The sequence below is a fragment of the Streptomyces sp. NBC_01546 genome (assembly GCF_045208355.1).
In the GTDB taxonomy this organism is placed as follows: domain Bacteria; phylum Actinomycetota; class Actinomycetes; order Streptomycetales; family Streptomycetaceae; genus Streptomyces.
Map to the genome: position 1 here is coordinate 5279441 of NZ_CP109379.1, position 18816 is coordinate 5298256.

General features: G+C 73.3%; 13 protein-coding genes. 1 reads left to right on the top strand and 12 read right to left on the bottom strand.

Going from position 1 to position 18816, the window contains the following annotated elements; all coding sequences use genetic code 11:
• Positions 1 to 13: 13 nt before the first annotated feature.
• From OHA89_RS24165 to OHA89_RS24215, 11 genes are all read right to left on the bottom strand, one after another.
• Positions 14 to 2830 carry a tetratricopeptide repeat protein gene (locus OHA89_RS24165; RefSeq protein ID WP_406368576.1) on the bottom strand — a complete coding sequence of 939 codons (2817 nt, stop codon included), beginning with the start codon at positions 2828 to 2830 and terminating at the stop codon, positions 14 to 16.
• 5 nt (positions 2831 to 2835) lie between these two features.
• Positions 2836 to 4083, bottom strand: coding sequence for a hypothetical protein (locus OHA89_RS24170; RefSeq protein ID WP_406367085.1), 1248 nt, complete (start codon positions 4081 to 4083; stop codon positions 2836 to 2838).
• A 71-nt stretch (positions 4084 to 4154) separates the two neighbouring features.
• Positions 4155 to 5219, bottom strand: a complete 1065-nt coding sequence (locus OHA89_RS24175; protein WP_406367086.1) for a glutamate ABC transporter substrate-binding protein — start codon at positions 5217 to 5219, stop codon at positions 4155 to 4157.
• Positions 5220 to 5224: 5 nt separating this feature from the next.
• On the bottom strand, positions 5225 to 6634 hold the full coding sequence (locus OHA89_RS24180) for a hypothetical protein (protein WP_406367087.1): 1410 nt from the start codon (positions 6632 to 6634) through the stop codon (positions 5225 to 5227).
• Positions 6635 to 6811: 177 nt separating this feature from the next.
• On the bottom strand, positions 6812 to 7810 hold the full coding sequence (locus OHA89_RS24185; protein ID WP_266609689.1) for an N-acetylglucosamine kinase: 999 nt from the start codon (positions 7808 to 7810) through the stop codon (positions 6812 to 6814).
• Entirely contained in the window at positions 7801 to 9075 is a 1275-nt protein-coding gene (locus OHA89_RS24190; RefSeq protein WP_406367088.1) for a 6-phospho-beta-glucosidase, read from the bottom strand. The genes OHA89_RS24185 and OHA89_RS24190 overlap by 10 nt, the downstream gene beginning before the upstream one ends.
• A 2-nt stretch (positions 9076 to 9077) precedes the next feature.
• Positions 9078 to 9920 carry a carbohydrate ABC transporter permease gene (locus tag OHA89_RS24195; RefSeq protein WP_266609691.1) on the bottom strand — a complete coding sequence of 281 codons (843 nt, stop codon included), beginning with the start codon at positions 9918 to 9920 and terminating at the stop codon, positions 9078 to 9080.
• Positions 9920 to 10861 carry a carbohydrate ABC transporter permease gene (locus tag OHA89_RS24200; RefSeq protein ID WP_266609692.1) on the bottom strand — a complete coding sequence of 314 codons (942 nt, stop codon included), beginning with the start codon at positions 10859 to 10861 and terminating at the stop codon, positions 9920 to 9922. Before OHA89_RS24200 ends, OHA89_RS24195 begins: the two co-directional genes overlap by 1 nt.
• Before the next feature lie 6 nt (positions 10862 to 10867).
• Positions 10868 to 12211 carry an ABC transporter substrate-binding protein gene (locus OHA89_RS24205; RefSeq protein WP_406367089.1) on the bottom strand — a complete coding sequence of 448 codons (1344 nt, stop codon included), beginning with the start codon at positions 12209 to 12211 and terminating at the stop codon, positions 10868 to 10870.
• Positions 12212 to 12320: 109 nt separating this feature from the next.
• Entirely contained in the window at positions 12321 to 13538 is a 1218-nt protein-coding gene (locus OHA89_RS24210) for an ROK family transcriptional regulator (protein ID WP_406367091.1), read from the bottom strand.
• Between the two features lie 138 nt (positions 13539 to 13676).
• Complete coding sequence (locus tag OHA89_RS24215; protein WP_266609695.1) at positions 13677 to 14765, bottom strand: mechanosensitive ion channel family protein; 1089 nt, start codon at positions 14763 to 14765, stop codon at positions 13677 to 13679.
• 261 nt (positions 14766 to 15026) lie between these two features.
• On the opposite strand from OHA89_RS24215, the gene OHA89_RS24220 reads away from it, so the two are divergent.
• Positions 15027 to 15563 carry an HNH endonuclease gene (locus OHA89_RS24220; RefSeq protein ID WP_215139986.1) on the top strand — a complete coding sequence of 179 codons (537 nt, stop codon included), beginning with the start codon at positions 15027 to 15029 and terminating at the stop codon, positions 15561 to 15563.
• Positions 15564 to 15595: 32 nt separating this feature from the next.
• Here the strand turns inward: OHA89_RS24220 and OHA89_RS24225 are convergent, their stop codons facing one another.
• Complete coding sequence (locus OHA89_RS24225; protein WP_406367092.1) at positions 15596 to 18592, bottom strand: beta-N-acetylglucosaminidase domain-containing protein; 2997 nt, start codon at positions 18590 to 18592, stop codon at positions 15596 to 15598.
• Positions 18593 to 18816 lie beyond the last annotated feature (224 nt).

Consider the following 18816-nt stretch of genomic DNA (forward strand, 5'->3'; position numbering starts at 1 on the left):
GCATCGACATCACTCACACCCACGTCCGTGGACGGAAACGGTTTGCCCGCTCCACCAGTTCGATCCTCTCCTCGCCCCGCTGCGCCAGCCGTGCGAGCACGCGGTACGAGCGCTCCAGCCCGAAGCGCAGTCCCCGTTCGTCCAGTTGACTGCCGAGCAGCGAGGTGCTTCCGGGATCGGAACCCCGGCTACCCGACAGTACCCAGTCGAGGGCCGAGCCCAGAACTTCCGTTGTGAGCCGCTCGTGGCGTTCCGGATCCAGCCCGAACCGCCGCAGGGCCTCCACCTGCCCGGCGGCCGCCGCCAGGTCGGCCAGCAGCGGCTCCTGAGGGGACCGGTCGCGCAGACGTGCGCGTACGGCGGCCACCCGCGCGGCGGTGTAGTGGATGGAGGCCTCCGGTACGGACTCCAGCGTGAGCACGGCTCCGGCCCGGTCGCCGGCGGCCAGCTGGACCCGGGCCAGCCCGAACGCGGCGCTCACGAATCCGGGGTCGGTCATCCAGACGAGGCGGTAGTACTCGGCGGCGTTGTCCAGCTGCCCCAGGACCTCCGCGCACAGCCCCAGCGCCAGCTTCGGCGCGGGCTCGCCCGGGAAGGCGTCGTAGATCGCGTCGAAGGACAGGGCCGCGATCTCGTCCTCCCCGGAGGCCAGCGAGGCGATGCCGCGGGCCCACACCACCCGCCAGTCGTCCGGATGCCGTGCCTCCAGCTCCGTCAGGGTGCCGCCGGCCGCGGCCAGTTCGCCCAGCTCGAGGCGGGCCCGCAGCTCCCGCAGCCGCAGCTCGGCCGAATCGGCGGGCGCCGCGCCGAGGGCGCCCAGGAGGTCTCCGGGTGCGGAGGCCAGCAGACCGGCCAGGAAACCGGCGTTGGGGTCGGCCGGGTCCACCAGCGGTACGGGCAGCGCCAGCGCCGTGTCGCGCGCGTCGAGCCCGGCCGGTCCGGCGGCGGCCGGAGCCGCGGGCACCGCTGCCAAGGCGGCGGGCGGCCGTGCGGTGACGGGAGCCGGCGCGGACCGGGCCTGCCGTGGCGCGGGCACCGGAGCCGCCGCCACATGCGTGGCGGTGGTCCCGAGTCCGGCCACCGGCGCCCCGCCCGGCGGGGTGAAGGCCGGTATCGGGGCCGGGCCTCCCGGATGCCCGGCCACCGGATGTGCCGCGTGCAGGGCGACACCGCCCGGCGCGCCGGTCACGGCAGGGCCCGCCGGGGCGGCGGCCCCGGCGACGGCCGGGGTGGTGCGGCCGGGGCCGAACAGTCCGCCCCAGCGGGAGGCGATCGTGCGCGCGCCGAGCCGGGAGACCTCGGCCCCCGCCGTCTCGGCGAAGAGCCGGGTGTCCGGAACGCGCAGTTCCGGGCCGAAGAGGGTGGACAGCTGCGGCCGCGGCCGGCCCGTCTGGAGGGCGACGACCTCCCGCAGCACGCCCGTCAGCTGGTCCGCCATCTCCTGCGCGGAGGCGAACCGCCGCCCCGGGTCCGGATCGGTGGCCCGGACGAGCAGCCGGTAGAAGGACTCGTACCGCCCGAACACCTCGATGTGCTCCGGGTCCGGCAGCGAGTCCACGAACACATTGGTGTAGCCCTGGAAGTCGAAGGTCAGGACGGCCAGGGTGCGCGCCACCGTGTACAGGTCGGAGGCGACCGAGGGACCCAGCTCGGCGACCTCCGGGGCCTGGTAGCCCACCGTGCCGTAGATGGCCGACTCCTCGTCGTCCATCCGGCGGACCGCGCCCATGTCGATCAGCTTCAGCTGGTCCTGCTGCTGGATCGCGTTGTCGACCTTGAAGTCGCAGTACAGGAGGTTTCTGCTGTGCAGGTGACCGAGCGCCTCCAGTGCCTCGATGCCGTACGCGCAGGCCTGCTCCACCGGCAGCGGGTCACGCCGCCCGTCCGGCCGGCGCCGCTCGTTCGCGATCTCCTTCAGCGATTTGCCGCCCACGTACTCCATGACGATGTACCCGTCCAGCGAACCGGTCCGCTGGTCCAGGTGCTCCACGAAGTTGTAGATCCGCACGATGTTGGAGTGCTCGATCTCCGCGAGGAAGCGCCGCTCCGATATCGCGGCCGCCATCGCGTCCTCGTCCCCGGTGTCCAGCAGGCCCTTGAGCACCACCCACCGGTCCGACACCGCCCGGTCCACCGCCAGGTACACCCAGCCGAGCCCGCCGTGCGCGAGACAGCCGGCCACCTCGTACTGGCCGTGCACCACCTCGCCCGCGCGCAGCTTGGGCACGAAGGAGTACGGGTGCCCGCACTTGGTGCAGAACCCTTCCGTCCGGCCGGGCCGGTCACCGCGGGCGCGCCCCACCGGGGCCCCGCACTCGGCGCGCGAGCAGAACCGCTTGCGCTCCGGCACCTCCGGGTTCTCCAGGACCGCCGCCGAAGGATCCGGACGCGGCACTTCGGGTACGTTGACCAGCCCGGCGCCGAGCCGGCCGCGCCCCGAGGCCGAGGGCGCCGAGCCCGAACTGCGCACCGACACCGACCGGGTGGACGCGGGACCCGACAGCGCGCGCGAGAGCCGCCCCGACACGGAGCGGCGGGACGCCGACGAGCGCGCCGAAGAGGAGCGTGCCGAGGCCGAGGACCGCGCCGAACCGTGCGAACCCTGCGAGCCCATCGACCCCCGGGACCCGGCCGACCCGGCCGACCCGGCGGAGCCCAGGGCCGCGCCGCGCGCCGCGCTCGTCATCCCCGTCGGCGGCGACATCAGCTCCTCCGCACCGGCCGCGACCGCGCCTATCGGCGCGAGCCCGCAGGTGTCGCAGTAGACCTCGCCGCCGCCCATGTCCTCGTACGTCCCCGGGCAGCCGGGGCGAACGCACGCCGTTCCTATCAGGCTCATGCGCCCTCCTTTCCGGGAGTCCCCGTGCCCCGTACCGCATCGGCCGCGGCCTGCTGGTAGCGCAGGACGGCCTGTTCGGCGGCCCGCAGGTCGCAGGGCGCGCTCCACAGCATCCGCCGGGCCGTGTCGTACCGCTCGATCAGCAGCGGGTCCTCCGCCAGCCCGTGCCGGGCCACCTTCGCCTTGTACGCGTCGAGCCGCCCGCGGAGCTCGGCCCGCACCGCGAGAGGTGCCGTCACAGCCGTCAACGATTCACGGGCCCGTCGCAGTTCCTCCTCGGCCCGTTCCTCCAGGGATTCCAGCAGCGGGGAGAGCCGGTGCCAGCGGGACCGGCGGCGGTGCTCGGCCGCCGCCGCGAGCTGCTCCTGCAGCGCCGTCGGCGGGCCGCTCACCGCGGGAACCTCGGACGCGGCGATCTTCGCCAGTACCTCGCCGCGTGCCGTCCGCGCCTCCGCCAGGGTCCGGTCGGCCCGGGACAGCACGTCCCGCAGGCTGATCAGCCGCTGCTCGGCGTCCTGCCGGACGTCCAGCACGGCCTCGACCTCCCGGCGTACGTCCTCCAGAGCGAGCGCGGCCCGGTCGTAGCGCCCGGTGTCCGGGCGGCCGCCGCCGGGCGCGGAACTCCCCGACGCCGGCACCCAGAACGCCAGCGGGTCCGCGATCACCTCCGCCCGCAGCTCCGCCAGCTCGGCGGTGATGTCCTCCAGGTCGTCGCCCGAGGGGTGCTCGCCCGGGCGCACACCCACCGAGTGGGCCAGCGAGCGGGTGCGGTGCAGTTCGGCGGCGAGCAGGTCGATCCGCGCGGGCAGCGCCGACCACACCGCGTCGGCGGCGACCACCACGTCGAGGGAGCGCGCGTACAGCTCGTTCATCCGGGCCACCAGCTCGGCGAGCGAGAGCCGCTCCGCCAGCGCGGCGCCCTCCACGGCGGCGCCCGCGATCAGCACCCCGGGCCCGCGCAGCCGTTCGGTCAGCTCGACCAGGTCGTCGCGGTTCGGCCAGCGGCGCCGCTCGCGGACCTCCCGGGCGGCGGTCAGGGCCCCGCTGTAGGCGTCGAAGTACGTCCACAGCCGGGTGATGTCCGCGTCGGCGGCCGTCCACCGCTCCTTGGTGACACCGGTCAGCCCGGCGCCCTCCAGCAGCCGGCGCCCGGCGTGGTCCTGGAGGGCCAGCAGCGAGGTCTCGACGGCCTCGTGCTCCGCGCCCAGCCGGGCCAGGGCACGGTCGACACCGTCCCGGTCCATCACTGCCGACGACCACGACTCCAACGACTGTGCCTCCGCTTCCGTGTCCGGCTCCGTGCCCGCCACCGGCCTCAGCCGTCCCGGTACTTGGGTGCGGGCGGCGCGGTCACGCCGGGCAGTACGGGTTGCAGGTGCTTGAGGTACGACTTCATCCAAAGGCTCTCATTGCCGCCCGAACGGTACTCCTCCAGAACCTTGTTGACCCGGCGGACCAGGTCGGAGGCGTCCTTGTTCATCGCCACGCCGTAGAACTCGCGGGTGAACGGCGAGCCGACCAGCTGCACCGACGGGTCCTGCGCGGCCTGGCCGGCCGCGAGGGCGTTGTCCGTGACGATGCCGTCCACCTCGCCCAGCTGGAGGCGCACCAGGCAGTCCAGCTGGTTGGGAACGGTGACCGGTACGGACCCGTACGACTGGGCCTTCAGGGTGGTCTCGGCCGTGGAGCCGGAGGCGAAGCAGATCCGCTTGTCCTTCAGCGAGGTGTCGTACCCGGTGATCGGCGAGCCCCTGGGGGCCAGCACCTGCTGCCCGGCCTCGAAGTAGGCGGTCGAGAAGGCGACCTCCTCCAGCCGCTTGCAGTTGATGGTCATGGTCCGCACGACTATGTCGACGCGGCCCTCCTGGAGCGCCGGGACGCGCTGGCTGGTCGGGATGGCCCGGTAGATGACCGCGTTCGGATCGCCCAGGATGTCCTGGGCGATGGCCTTCACCAGGTCGATGTCGAAGCCGTCGAGCCCGCTGCCCTCCTTGGCCTGGTTGCGGTAGCCCCAGCGGAAGCTGTTCTGGTCCACGCCCGCGACGAGCTTGCCCGCCGCCTTGATCCGGGCGATCGTCGCGCCGTCCAGACCGGACGGGCGCAGGCTGGCCTCCGGATCCTGGCAGGTGTCGGCGGGTCCCCGCGGTGCGGCCGGGGCCACGGCCATCGACGCGGGCTCGCGGACCGGCGCCCGGCCCGCGGCCTCCGGAGTCGCCCGGGCCAGCGGCAGCAGCACGGTCGCGGCGGTCACGGCGCAGGCCACGGCCATCGCGCTCACCCCGCCCCAGCCGCGCAGCCGGCTCGTGAGCCGCCGCGGCCCGGACGGCGCGCCCGGGTGGTTCTCGCTGCCTTCGGAGGCCCGCATCGCTCGTATCCGCATCGCTCTCACCTGTACTCCGAAAGCCTGCGCCCGATGCCGAGCAGCGCCGCCGCCGCGCCGACGACGGCGAGGGCCGCCGTGCCGGTCAGCAGGCCGCCCAGCGCGCCGAGCCCGTCCCGGGCCGCCCGGGTGAACTCCCGCTGCTCGTGGGCCACCGCCTGCTCCAGGGAGGCGTCCACCGTGTCGAAGGCGGCCCCGCTGCTGTCCTTGTGGTCCTTGTCGCCGACGACCTGGGCCAGCGCGGCCTCGTAGTCCCCCTTCAAGTCCGCCTCCCGGGCCGCCGAGTGCCGCTGCTTCCACAGTTTCACGCCGTCCGCGGCGCGGGTCACGGGCTCCCGGCCGGCCTGGTCGTCGGCCAGCCGCAGTGCGGTCGCCAGTCCGGCGTCCAGCTCCTTCATGTTGGTCGTGAAGTCCACGTCGTACTTGTCGGACTTCGTGTCCGCGGCCAGGACGGCGCCGCGCGCGATCAGCGTCAGGTTCTCGCCCGCCCGCGCCTGGAGGGAGGCGATCTGCGCGTCGTTGAGCACCTTCAGCGACTCCTGGCCCTGCGCGCGGGCCTCGCTCAGCGAAGCCCGCGCCACCGTGTGCCCCACGGCCAGCCACAGCAGCACCACCACGGACGCGGCCGTCGCCGCCAGCAGTCCGTGGTTGAAGACCCTGTTCGTACGCCGGTAGTTGCGTCGCTGCGCCCACACCAGGGCGGCGAGTGCGACCAGGCCCGCGGCGAGCGAGGCCAGCGGCCAGGACCGGGAGTCGTCGTAGTCCGCGTAGAGCCGGCCCGTCTCCGCCTCGTACAGCCGCTGCGCGGCCGGCAGCAGCTGGGTGGTCATCTGCTCGTTGGCGTACCGGAGGTAGGCGCCGCCCAGCGGGAGGCCCTGCCGGTTGGCGGCCCGGGCCTGCTCGATCAGGCCGGTGTACCGCGGCAGCTGCTCGCTCAGCAGGGTGATCTGGGCGCGGGAGTCCTGGTTGCCGCCCGTGTTGGCGGCCGCGCTGACCAGCAGCCGGGAGGCGTTGGCGATGTCCTTCTCGTACCGCAGGCGGACCTCGCGCTCCTCCTTGGCACCGAGCAGGAAGCCGCTGGAGGAGGCCGTGTCGGCGTCCGCGAGGGAGCGGTAGATGCTCGCCGCGTCCGCGCTCAGCGGCTGGCTGCGGCCCACGACGTCCTCGGCGGCGGTGGTCCGGCCGGAGATCTCCCACAGCCCCACCGTGCCGAACACCAGGATCAGGGCGGCCAGTGCGGCGCCGATGATCCGCAGCCGGCCGGGCTCGGTCGTGGCCGCGCGGCGCAGCTGCTCCACGCCCTCGGCCCAGGCGGTTCTCCGCCCCGGCGGCGCACCGGGCGGCGTCGCCGGCGGCCCGGCGGGCGGCACGGCGCCGCCGCCCCCGGGCGCGGGCGCGCGTGATGTGATGGCCACCGTGACCTCCCCCTTGGTCCTTGCTCCGCAGCAGTATGGCCGTATCGACGGTCGGCCACACCACCCGGTGCCGGATCTCGGGTGATCCGCCCCAGGGGGCCGCCCCCACCGCCCCTTCACCGTCAATACGTCCGTATGACCGCCACGGTTCCAGACCGGCCGCCCCCCGGGGCCGGTTCACCCGAAATGGGCACGGAGTTTTCCGTGGGTGCCGTCGGGGGACCCGAGCGCGTCCAGCCCCAGCAGTCCGGCCCCCAGGACCGGAGGAGCCGTCACCACCGACACCCGGGCGTGCGGTGCCCGTACGGCGAGGCCCGCCGCGATCCGGTCGTTGAGCTGCGGATGCCGGGCGGCCAGCACGCTGCCGCCGAGCACCACGGGAGCCTCCTCGCCGAGCAGTTCCAGGCGGTCCAGCGCCACCGCCGCCATGGCCACGACCTCGTCCGCCTGCCGGTGCACCAGCGCGACGGCCACCGGGTCCCCGGCGGCCGCCACCGAGAACAGCAGCGGGGCCAGCTCGTGCCGCCGCTCGCCCGGGATCCGGCCCAGATGCAGCGACTCGATCAGCGCGTACATCGAGTCCTGTCCGAAGTGCGCCGGCAGCGCCCGGGCCAGCTCGGTCGGCTCGCCCCGCCCGTCCTCGGCCCGGGCCGCCCACCACAGGGCCTCCTCGGCCAGGCCGCCCCCGCCGCCCCAGTCGCCGGAGATCCGGCCGACCGCGGGGAAGCGCGCGGTCCGCCCGTCCGGGGTCATCCCGACGCAGTTGATGCCCGCCCCGCACACCACCGCGACGCCGCGCGGCCCGGCGCCCGCGGGCAGCCCGGCACGCAGCAGGGCGAAGGTGTCGTTGTACACCGCCGTGGAGCTGCCCCAGTTCCGGCTCCGGATCTCCAGCTCCAGCTCCCGCTCCTCCGCCGGGAAATCGGCGTTGGCCAGACAGGCCGACACGTGCTCGGCGCACGGCCCGTTGCCCGGGCGGGGGTCCAGCCCCGCGGCGGCCATCGCCTCCGCCAGCACGTCGACGGCCGCGGCCACCCCCGTACGGAACGGCTGGAAGCCCCCGGCCTGACCGGAGCTCAGCACCGAGCCGTCCGGGCCGAGGACCGCCACGTCCGTCTTGCTGTTCCCCGCGTCGATGGCCAGCACCGCCGCCGGCCGGGGCCGGGTCACGCCCATGCCAGGTGCTCCTTGTTGTGCGCGAGGAGCCGGTCCGTCAGCCCCTCGGCACGGTCGGTCTGGCCCACCAGCGGGTGGGCCAGCAGCGCCCGGAAGACGCGCTCGCGGCCGCCGCGCAGCGCCGCGTCCAGGGCGAGGTCCTCGTACGCCGTCACGTGTGAGATCAGCCCGGTGTACAGCGGGTCCAGCCGGGGCACGGCCAGCGGCACCGGGCCCGAGCCGTTGACACGTGCCTGTACCTCGACGACCGCGTCGTCCGGCAGGAAGGGCAGGGTGCCGTTGTTGAGGGTGTTGACCACCTGCACGGCCGGTGTGCCGCCGGCGCCGTCGCCCAGCAGCGAGGCCGCCAGGTCCACGGCCGCCTCCGAGTAGAAGGCCCCGCCCCGCTTGGCCAGCAGCGAGGGCTTCTCGTCCAGCGCGGGGTCCCCGTACAGGGCGAGCAGTTCCCGCTCCATCGCGGCGACCTCGGCCGCCCGGGAGGGCTTGGTCGCCAGCTCGCGCACGACCTCGTCGTGCGCGTAGAAGTACCGCAGGTAGTACGACGGTACGACGCCCAGCCGATCCAGTACCGCACGCGGCAGGCGCAGGTCCCCGGCGATGGCCTCCCCGTGCTCGGCCAGCAGCCGCGGCAGCAGGTCCTCGCCGCCCGGGCCGCCCCGGCGCACCCCCAGCTCCCAGGTGAGGTGGTTGAGCCCCACGTGGTCCAGGTGGATGTCGGCCGGTGCCAGGTCCAGCAGCGCCGCGAACTTGCGCTGGAAGCCGATCGCGACGTTGCACAGCCCGACGGCCTTGTGACCGGCCCGGAGCAGGGCCCTCGTGACGATGCCGACCGGGTTGGTGAAGTCGATGATCCAGGCGTCCGGGCTGGCCCGCCGGACCCGCTCGGCGATGTCGAGGACCACGGGGACGGTTCGCAGTGCCTTGGCGAGCCCGCCGGCGCCCGTGGTCTCCTGCCCGACGCAGCCGCACTCCAGCGGCCAGGTCTCGTCCTGGAGCCGGGCGGCCTGCCCGCCGATGCGCAGCTGGAGCAGGACGGCGTCGGCGCCCTCCACCCCGGCGTCGAGGTCGGAGGTGGTGGTGATCAGCCCCGGGTGCCCGTGCCGGGCGAAGATGCGCCGGGCCAGGCCCCCGATCAGCTCCAGCCGTTCGGTGGCGGGGTCGATCAGCACCAGCTCGCTGACGGGCAGGGTGTCGCGCAGCCGCGCGAAGCCGTCGATCAGCTCGGGGGTGTAGGTGGAACCGCCACCCACCACTGCGAGTTTCATGCCTAGCCTTTCACTCCGGTCAGGGTGACTCCCTCGACGAACGCCTTCTGGGCGAAGAAGAAGAGGACGATCACCGGTGCCATGACCATCACGGTCGCGGCCATGGTCAGGTTCCAGTTGGTGTGGTGCGCCCCCTTGAAGGACTCCAGTCCGTAACTGAGGGTCCAGGCGGCCGGGTTGTCGGAGGCGTAGATCTGCGGGCCGAAGTAGTCGTTCCACAGACAGAAGAACGAGAACAGCGCGACCGCGGCGATGCCCGGCTTCGCCATCGGGAGCACGACCCGCAGCAGCGCGCGCAGCTCGCCGCAGCCGTCGACGCGGGCCGCGTCCAGGTATTCGTCGGGGATGGTCAGCAGGAACTGCCGGAGCAGGAATATGGAGAAGGCGTCGCCGAAGGCCAGCGGGATGATCAGCGGCCACAGGGTGCCCGAGAGGTCCAGCTGCTTGGCCCAGAAGAGGTACATCGGGATGATCACGACCTGGGGCGGCAGCATCATCATGGCGATGACCAGCAGCATCGACACCCGCTGCCCGCGGAAGCGGAACTTGGCGAGCGCGTACGCCACCGGGATCGAGGACGCCACGGTCAGCAGCGTGCCCAGCCCGGCGTACAGCAGGGTGTTGCGCCACCAGGTCAGGAAGCCCGGGGTGTTCCACACCTTCGTGTAGTTCTCCCAGACCCAGGTGTCCGGCACCAGGTCGCGGGTGAGCGCCTGCTGATCGGTCATCAGCGAGGTCAGGAAGACGAAGACGAAGGGGAGTACGAAGAACAGGGCGGCGGCGATCGCGAGCGAGTGCACGGCGATCCACTGGAGTACGGCTCTGCGCCGGTGCGCGGGCGTCATCAGTGCCCACCTCCGATCAGGCCGCCGCGGCGGCGCATCAACAGGGCCGTGAAGGCCATGCAGAGGGCGAACAGGACGAGGGCGAGCACACAGGCGGTGCCGTAGTCGAAGCGCTGGAAGCCGACGTTGTAGACGATCTGCGGCAGGGTGAGGGTGGACTTGTCGGGGTAGCCGGGATCGAACTGCTGCCCGGAGCCGCCGATCACGCCGGCCGCCACCTTCCCCGCGACCAGCGGCTGGGTGTAGTACTGCATCGCCTGGATCACACCGGTCACGACGGCGAACAGGATGATCGGCGAGATGTTCGGCAGGGTGATGTGGCGGAACCGCTGCCAGGCCCCCGCGCCGTCCAGCTCGGCCGCCTCGTACTGCTCCTTCGGTACGTCGAGCAGCGCGGCCATGAAGATCACCATCAGGTCGCCGACGCCCCACACCGCGAGCATGGTCAGTGCGGGCTTGGCCCAGTCGGCGTCGGTGAACCAGCCGGGCTGCGGCAGGCCCGCCCCGTCCAGCAGGGTGTTGACCGGGCCGGTGCCGGGGTTCAGCAGGAACACGAACGCCAGCGTGGCGGCCACCGGCGGGGCCAGGTAGGGCAGGTAGAACAGGGTGCGGAAGATCCCGGTCCCCGTCTTGACCTTCGTGATGAGCATGCCGATCCCGAGTCCGAAGACGACCCGGCAGGCCACCATCACCACGACCAGCCACAGCGTGTTCCGCATCGCCGGCCAGAACAGCGGGTACTGCGTGAACACGTAGGTCCAGTTGTCCAGGCCGTTGAAGACGGGCGGCCGGAAGCCGTCGTACTTCGTGAAGGAGAAGTAGACGGTGGACAGGAGCGGGTAGGCGAAGAAGACGGCGAACCCGATCAGCCAGGGCGACATGAAGGCCGCCGTGCGAAGCGCCGCGCGGCGGCGCTTCGTGCGCAGGGTGTGTGTGGTCATCCGGGGCTACTTCGCCTTCGCGATGTCCGTGTCGATCTGCGTGTCCGTCGTGGCCAGGGCGCCGGGCAGGTCGCTGACCGCGCCCTTCTCGTGCTGGTAGGCCAGGTCGGTGAAGGTCAGCTGGTACGTACCCCCGTCCGCCTGCGGCGGGGTGGTGTTCGACTTCGGGTGCTTCGCGATGTCGATGAAGGTCTTGAAGTTCTCGTCCACCTCGAGCTTCGGCGAGGCGAGCGCCTCGATGGTGGAGGGCACGTTGTGGATGCCGTTGGCGAAGGCCACCACCGCCTCGGTGTCGGTGGTCATGTACTTCACCAGTTCCCACGCGGCGTTCTGCTTCTTGCTGCCCGCGGCGATGCCCATGATCGTGCCGGAGACGTAGCCCTTGCCGTAGTCGGCGGCCTGGTCGTCGGGGACGGGCAGCGGCGCGGTGCCTATCTCGAACGTCACGCCCGCTTCCCTGGCCATGCTCGACCGCCACTCGCCGTCCATCTGCATGGCGACCTGGCCCTTGTGGAAGGGGTGTTCGGCGCCCCACTCGTCACCGAAGGAGGCCCGGAACCTCTCCAGCTTCTCGTACCCGCCGAGCTTCCCGACCAGGTCCTTCTGCGCGGTCAGCATCTTCGCGAAGGCCGGGTCCTTGGCCAGGCCGGACTTGCCGTCGGGGGTGAAGTACGCCGGGCTCCACTGCGCCGCCAGCCGCATCGGGGTGGTCTCGTAGCCGTGGAAGGTGGGCATGATGCCGACCTGCTCGTACGAGTCGCCCTTGCTCTTGGTGAGCTTCTGCGCGACCTCGACGAACTCGCTCCAGGTCTTGGGCGGGGCGGTGATGCCCGCCGCCTTGAAGGCGTCCTTGTTGTAGACCAGGCCGTAGGCGTCGTTCAGCAGCGGCAGCGTGCACTGGTTGCCCTTGAACGAGGTGTAGTTCAGCAGCGACTGCGGGAAGACCTTCGCCTTGTCGACCTTCGACTTCTCCATGAACGGGTTCAGGTCGGCGAACGAGCCCGAGTTGCAGAACGTGCCCACGCTGTCGGTGGTGAAGGAGGACACCACGTCCGGAGCCTTGTCGCCGCCCGCCCGCAGCGACTGGTTGATCTTGTCGTCGGTCATGTTGCCGGTGACCTTGACCTTGATGTTCGGGTGCGCCGCCTCGAAGCGCTTGATGTTGTCCTCGATGGCCTTGACCTCGCTGGGCGCGGACCAGCCGTGCCAGAAGTTGATGGTGACGTCCTTGGTGGGGTCGTCACCCGCCGCGTTCTCGGCGGAGCCCGCACACGCGGTGGCGAGCAGGGATATGGCCGCGAGGGCGGCGGCTGTGGCGGCTGCGGTGTTCAGGCGGGAGGTTCTGGGCATGGCGATGTCACTCTCTGCGCGGGGGAACTTCCTCGGAGGGGTGCAGAAGGGGCGAACGGTGAACGGACGTGAGGGGTGGTGCGGTTCAGGTGCGGCTCGGAGAGGCGGTTCAGCGGGAGGTGTCGAACACCTCTTCGCGGGTGGTGGCCAGCGCGCTCTCCAGCGCGCCGCGCAGCACCGGCCGCTCCGGTACCCCGCCGGGGACCAGCCGGGGCCGGGACGGGGCCAGTTCGGCGAGCTCGGCCTCCAGCAGGCGGCGCAGCGGGTCGCCGCCGGCGACGATCGCGGCCCCGGAGAGCACCACGATCTCCGGGTCCAGCACGGCGACGAGCGAGGCGAGACCGGTGGCCAGCAGGGTGGCGTACGACTGGAGGAAGCGCAGGTTGGCCCCCTCGGGTGCGGCCGCGGCCCGGCCGAGCAGCGCGACGGCGGCGGCCACCTCCGCGCTGTGCGGCCCGCCGGGGGCCGGCAGTGGCGCGGCCTCGACGCCCAGTTCCGCGGCGAGCCCGGGCACCACCTGTACGCCGGCGAGCTCCTGGTAGCCGCCGGTGTTGGCGCGGGTGACCTGGCGGACCAGGGGGTGCCCCGGCACGGGCAGGAAGCCCACCTCGCCCGCGCCGCCGGTCCAGCCGCGGTGCAGTCGGCCGCCGAGCACCAGGGCGGCGCCCAGGCCCTCCTCGTTCCACAGCAGGACGAAGTCCTCGTGGCCGCGCGCCGCGCCGAGGCGCTGTTCGGCGACGGCGGCGAGGTTGACGTCGTTCTCGTACTCGACCGGCATCGGCAGGGCCGCCGCCAGCTCCTCGAGGAGGGTGGGGGAGTGCCAGCCGGGGAGGTGGCTGGCGTAGCGCAGCCGGCCGGTCTGCGGATCGAAGGCGCCGGGGGTGGCGATGACCACCCGGTGCAGGTCGGAGCGGTGCAGCCCGGCGGCCTTGACGGCTCCGCCGAGGGCTTCGGTCACCTGCTCGATGGCGTCCTTGTCCTCGGAGTACGGGACCTCGTGGGTGCCGATGACGGTGCCGGTGAGGTCGGCGACGGCCGCCAGCACTCGGCCCGGGGTGACATCGAGACCGCCGACGTACGCGGCCCGCGGGTTGACCTCGTAGAGCTGGGCGTTGGGGCCGGGGCGGCCGCCGTCGGTGCCGGTGGCCACGACGAGCCCGGCGGCCTCCAGGCGGGCCAGGAGCTGGGAGGCGGTGGGCTTGGACAGCCCGGTCAGGTGCCCGATCCGGGTCCGGGACAGCGGTCCGTGCGTCAGGAGCAGCTCGAGCGCGGCCCGGTCGTTCATGGCGCGCAGCAGGCTGGGTGTTCCGGGCGTGGCGGCGGGCATGATGCTGACTCTCTCTCCCTCACCGGCATTTCACCGGGGTGAACTGTTAGGTAAGTTTCCTATCGCCGTTTGAGCTGTGTCAATGCCGCCGCCCCGCAGGAATCTTCCTGCGGGGCGGCGGCACGGAGCGAGGGGTGGCTACTTGGTGATGCGCGGACCCCCCGGCGCGGCCGGCGGCGGGATCGGCGTGGTGGCCAGGGACTGCGGGGACGCCGGGTTGGACAGCGCGGACGGCGCGGCGACCGCGGCGGACGGATCCGCCGCCTCCTCTTCCTCGTCCCCGGCCGGCAGGCCGCCGATGATCCGGATGCCCGCCGCGTCGAAGGCCTCCTTGATCCGCCAGCGCAGCTCCCGCTCCACCGCGAACTGCTGGCCCGGCATCGTCTTCGCCGACACCTTCACCGTCATCGAGGCGAGCAGCACCTCGTCCAGGCCCAGCACCTCCACCGGACCCCACAGGCGCTCGTCCCAGGGGGACTCCTTCGCCAGGGTGTCGGCGACCTCCTTGACCACCTCGCGGATCCGGGACAGGCTCTCCGACGGCTTGACCTGGACGGCCACGCCCGCCGTGGCCCAGCCCTGGCTGAGGTTGCCGATCCGCTTGATCTCGCCGTTGCGCACGTACCAGATCTCGCCGTTGTCGCCGCGCAGCTTGGTCACCCGCAGGCCGACCTCTATGACCTCGCCCGAGGCCACCCCGGCGTCGATCTTGTCCCCGACGCCGTACTGGTCCTCCATGATCATGAACACGCCGGACAGGAAGTCCGTCACCAGGTTCCGGGCGCCGAAACCGATCGCGACACCGGCCACACCGGCACTCGCCAGCAGCGGCGCCAGGTCGATCTTCAGCGCGGCCAGGACCATCAGCGCGGCCGTGCCGAGGATCAGGAACGAGGCCACCGAACGGAGCACCGAGCCGATCGCCTCCGAACGCTGGCGGCGCCGCTCGGCGTTGACCAGCAGCCCGCCGAGCGCGGTGCCCTCGACCGCCTCGGCGCTGGTGTTCATGCGGTTTATCAGCTTGGTCAGCGCCTTGCGGACCACCGAACGCAGGGCCGCCGCGATCACGACGATCAGCAGGATGCGCAGGCCGATGCTCAGCCAGGTGGCCCAGTTCTCCTCGATGAAGCTCGCGGCCTCGTTGACGCTTTCGTGCGTCTCCTTGAGCGTCGTGGACGCGTCCGGGGTGTTGGATGCCAGGGGCAGCAGGGCGGCAGGCCAGGGCACGGCGGAAAACCTCCAGGTGTAGCGGTCTGCCCGCAGAAGGGATGGGCGGGCAGAACAACCACACTAACGGGGCATTACCTTCACCCCGACGCAGTGTTCGAGGGAGAGACCAGGCTCACCTGGGGATGACGTGGGTGTGGTTGAAAACACCTCGGACCCGTTACGGGCGCGTGGTGGCGCTTCGACCAGCCGTAAGGAGAGACTGGAGAGCAGATCGTCCCGGCGCGAGCCACGCGCCGCCGACGTACAAGGAGGCAGTCCGTGCCGCACGTCCTGGTCCTCAACGCGTCGTACGAGCCCCTCGGCGTCGTACCGCTCCGCCGCGCGCTCGTCCTCGTCCTGGAGAACAAAGCAGTCTCCCTGGAGGAATCCGGCGCCTATCTGCACAGCGCGACCAGAGTCGTCTCCGCGCCCAGCGTGGTCCGGCTCAAGCGCTTCGTGCGGGTCCCCTACCGGGGGCCCGTTCCGCTCACCCGGCGCGCCCTGTTCGCGCGGGACGGCGGCCGCTGCATGTACTGCGGTGCCGTCGCCACCAGCGTCGACCACGTCATCCCGCGCAGCCGGGGCGGTCAGCACGTGTGGGACAACGTCGTCGCCGCATGCCGCCGGTGCAACCACGTCAAGGCCGACCGGCACCTGGTCGACCTCGGCTGGCGCCTGCGCCACCAGCCGGCTCCGCCGTCCGGGCTGGCCTGGCGGATCATCGGGACGGGGCACCGGGATCCGCGGTGGATGCCGTACCTCCAGCCGTACGGGGCCGAGGATGCGCTGGAGCGCATCGGAGTCGCGGCCTCCTGACCCCGCGGAGCCCCGGCAGCGGGCCCGCAGGGTTACGGCGTGACCGCGTAGGCCTCGGCCGACCAGAGGGAGCAGCCGTACCGCGTGGCGCGGCGCTCGCACGTCACGCGGAGGAAGCGGGTGTCCGGGGCGTCCAGGCGGACGGTTTCGGGGCCGCCCTCGGAGGACGGGACGGTGGCGGCCGGGTGCCAGGTCGCCCCGTCGGGCGAGGTCTCCACCCGGTACGCCGAGGGGTACGCCTCCTGCCAGTGCAGCTCCAGGCGGCCGACCCGGGCCGGGGACGGGAGTTCCGCCTGCCACCAGGCGCCGTCCACCGGCGGTGAGGACCAGCGGGTGGCCGGGGAGCCGTCCAGGGCCGCCGAGGCCGGGAAGTCCGGCGTCTCGTTTGCCGACGAGCTCGCCCGCGCGCCCCGCAGCAGGTCCGAGCCGCCCGTACGGGGCACCGCCCGGACCGTCAGCGTGCGGGACTCCCCGTCGAAGACCACCGGCACCTGGTAGGTGCCCGGCGCGACGGCCGGACCGACCACGACCTCGAACGGGATCGACGCCCGCCCGCCGCGCGGGGCCACCGCGGTCGCCGGCAGGCGGACCTCGATGCCCTGCGGCGGCCGCGCCGACAGCGGCCCGCGGACCTCGCCGGGGCCCAGGGCGGCCAGCTCCGCCGAGACCCGCCGCGGGGCGCCGCCGACCTCGGCGTCCGCCCGGCCCCCGTCCGCCAGTTCGAAACGGGCCCGGGGGCCGTCCCCCAGCCACGGGACCACCCCGTGCACGGCCGGAGCCGCCCCGGCCCCGGCCCAGGACAGCCGCACCGCGTCGGCGCGCAGCCCCGCCGTGTCCACCTGGGTCCAGCCCGACGCCGCGGCCTCGCCGACCTTGCGCCAGCCCTCGCCCGGCACGTGGGCCTCCACCGCCGCGCCCCGGGCCCCTGCCGGCAGCGGTTCCGTCATCACCGTCACCGCGGCCACCGGGCGCTCCGCGTCCAGCCGTACCGTCCAGGCCTGCGCGTCCTTCGTCACCTCGCCCGTCGGACGGGCGGCCCCGGTCCAGGCGTCCGCCTCCTCCACCGCCTTCTTCAGGAAGGGGTCCATGACGGCCTGGTCCACCCGGGCCGAGCCCTCCTCGGCGAGCTCCTGCCGGGCGCGCGTCAGCGCCTGGGAGGCCTGCCAGGCGGCCGACCCGTCCCCGCGGGCCTGGGCCCGCAGTACGTCGACCGCCAGCTCGCCCGCCGCCCCGTAGCGCGACAGCCGCTCCAGCCACGGCCCCGCTTCGCCCGCCAGGGCCGGCAGCCGGCCGGGGGCCTCGCGCAGGACGGTGAACGCCTTGCGCAGCTCGGTCCCGGCCGCCGGGTCGCCCGCCGCGCGGGCCTTCCAGAACTGCTCGACCAGCGGCGCCAGGTACGCGGATTCCTCCTGCTTCAAACCCGACCCGGCGCTGTTCCCGGCCAGCGCCGCGACCGCCTCACGCGTGCGCGCGTCGGGGCCCGCCAGCTCGCGCACCGCCGCCGCCCAGGACTCCCCGGGCCGGTAGCCGCGCGGATTCCAGGCGAAGTCCGCCGCCGTGAACAGCGGGATGCGGGACAGGGTGCCCTGCGGCATGGCGTTGGCCAGCAGCGCGGCCGAGCCGCCCGCGACCGCCGGTTCGCGGCCCGCGTACGGTCCGAGGAAGATCCGGCCCGGGTCCCAGTCGTTCACCGGGTAGTTGTCCATGAGGACCATCGGGTGGCCCAGTGCCGAGCGCGCCCCGGCCAGCTCCTTGCCGGTGATCGTGCGCGGCACCACGCCCACGCCCGTCCAGGCCACCTCCACCCGTTCGTCCAACGCGGCCGCCAGGGCGGTCCGGTAGGCGGTGGCGCCGTCCTGGTAGAACTCCGTCGGCAGCAGCGACAGCGGGGCCGTCCCCGGATGCCGCGCCGCCAGGTGCGCCGCCAGTTCGCCCGCGACCTCGGCGTGCGCCTTCGCGGCCGCCTTCGGGCCCTTCCCGAACCGTTCCCGGTCCTCCTCGCAGCCCCACTCGGTGTAGCTGACGTCCTGGAACTGCACCTGGAAGGCGTGGAAGCCCAGCTCCCACATCGCGTCCAGCTTGCGCGCGAGCGCCGCCCGGTCGGCCGCCGAGGACAGGCACATCGACTGCCCGGGCGTCACCGCCCAGCCCAGGACGACCCGGTTGGCGCGGGCCCGTTCGGCCAGCGCGCGGAACTCCTCCTGCTGCTCCCGCGGATACTCCTGGCGCCAGGCCGTCGTCCGGTAGGGGTCGTCGCCGGGCGCGAGCAGCAGCCGGTTCTGCTTGGTGCGGCCCATGAAGTCCAGCTGCGCCAGCCGCTGTTCCCGCGTCCACGGCTGCCCGTAGAACGCCTCCGCGATCCCCCGTACGGGCGCGGCGGGCCAGTCCCGCACCAGCACGCCGGGCACCTTCGCCCCGCCCCCGGCGAGGACCGCGCGCAGCGTCTGCGCCGCGTGGAACAGCCCGTCATCCCCCACGCCGGCCAGCGCGACGGTGTCCCGGCCGCCGGGCCGCCCCACGGCCAGCCGGTAGCCCCCGTCCGGCAGGTCTCCGGCGTCGGCCGCGCCCAGAGCCCGCAGTGCCTCCAGCGCGTCCGGGCCCTGGAGCCGTACGACGGTGCCCCGTTCGGGCAGCGGCGCCCCGGGGGCCCGCTCGTGCAGGGTCCGTACGCCCGCTCCGCGCAGGGTGTCCCGTACCACCTGGACCGCGTACGGATCGGCGTCGGACGGGGCCACCAGAACGGCCTCCGCGCCCAACGGCACTTCGCGCGCCGGGTCGGCGGCCATCGACTGCGGCCGGGGCCACACGGCCGGGCCCTCGGCAGGCGTGCGCACGGCGACGGTCCGGGGGTCGAGCACGGGCCCGTCGGCGGCGCCGTACGACGGATCCGTGGCCGGATTGCCCGGTGCGGCCGGCGCGTAGGGCGCCGCGGCGGCCCCGCGAGGCGCGGCCGCCACGGCCCCGCCCAGCAGTGATCCGATCACCGCGATGGCGGCGGCCGTCGCCCGCTTCCTGCCCCTGAGCTGCACAGAGTCTCCTCGTCCCGAGACGTCCCCCGCTCGTACGAATGAGCCCGAGCCCACCACCCGTGCGGCTGGAGTGTCAATGCGAGCGGGCGATCTGACCGGTATACGCCAGGAATGCGATGCCTCCGAGTGGGTAGAGCTGCGGTGTTCTGCGGTGTTCCCAGGCGGTGTTCCACCCTTCTGCACCACGCTTCTGATTTCCCCTCATGCACGAAGGAGTGCCGTAG

Coding starts and splice junctions, on each gene's coding strand:
- OHA89_RS24195 (WP_266609691.1), bottom strand. CDS start 9,920: ATGACGCCCGCGCACCGGCGCAGAGCCGTACTCCAGTGGATCGCCGTG.
- OHA89_RS24170 (WP_406367085.1), bottom strand. CDS start 4,083: ATGGACCGGGACGGTGTCGACCGTGCCCTGGCCCGGCTGGGCGCGGAG.
- OHA89_RS24205 (WP_406367089.1), bottom strand. CDS start 12,211: ATGCCCAGAACCTCCCGCCTGAACACCGCAGCCGCCACAGCCGCCGCC.
- OHA89_RS24190 (WP_406367088.1), bottom strand. CDS start 9,075: ATGAAACTCGCAGTGGTGGGTGGCGGTTCCACCTACACCCCCGAGCTG.
- OHA89_RS24185 (WP_266609689.1), bottom strand. CDS start 7,810: ATGGGCGTGACCCGGCCCCGGCCGGCGGCGGTGCTGGCCATCGACGCG.
- OHA89_RS24200 (WP_266609692.1), bottom strand. CDS start 10,861: ATGACCACACACACCCTGCGCACGAAGCGCCGCCGCGCGGCGCTTCGC.
- OHA89_RS24175 (WP_406367086.1), bottom strand. CDS start 5,219: ATGCGGATACGAGCGATGCGGGCCTCCGAAGGCAGCGAGAACCACCCG.
- OHA89_RS24210 (WP_406367091.1), bottom strand. CDS start 13,538: ATGCCCGCCGCCACGCCCGGAACACCCAGCCTGCTGCGCGCCATGAAC.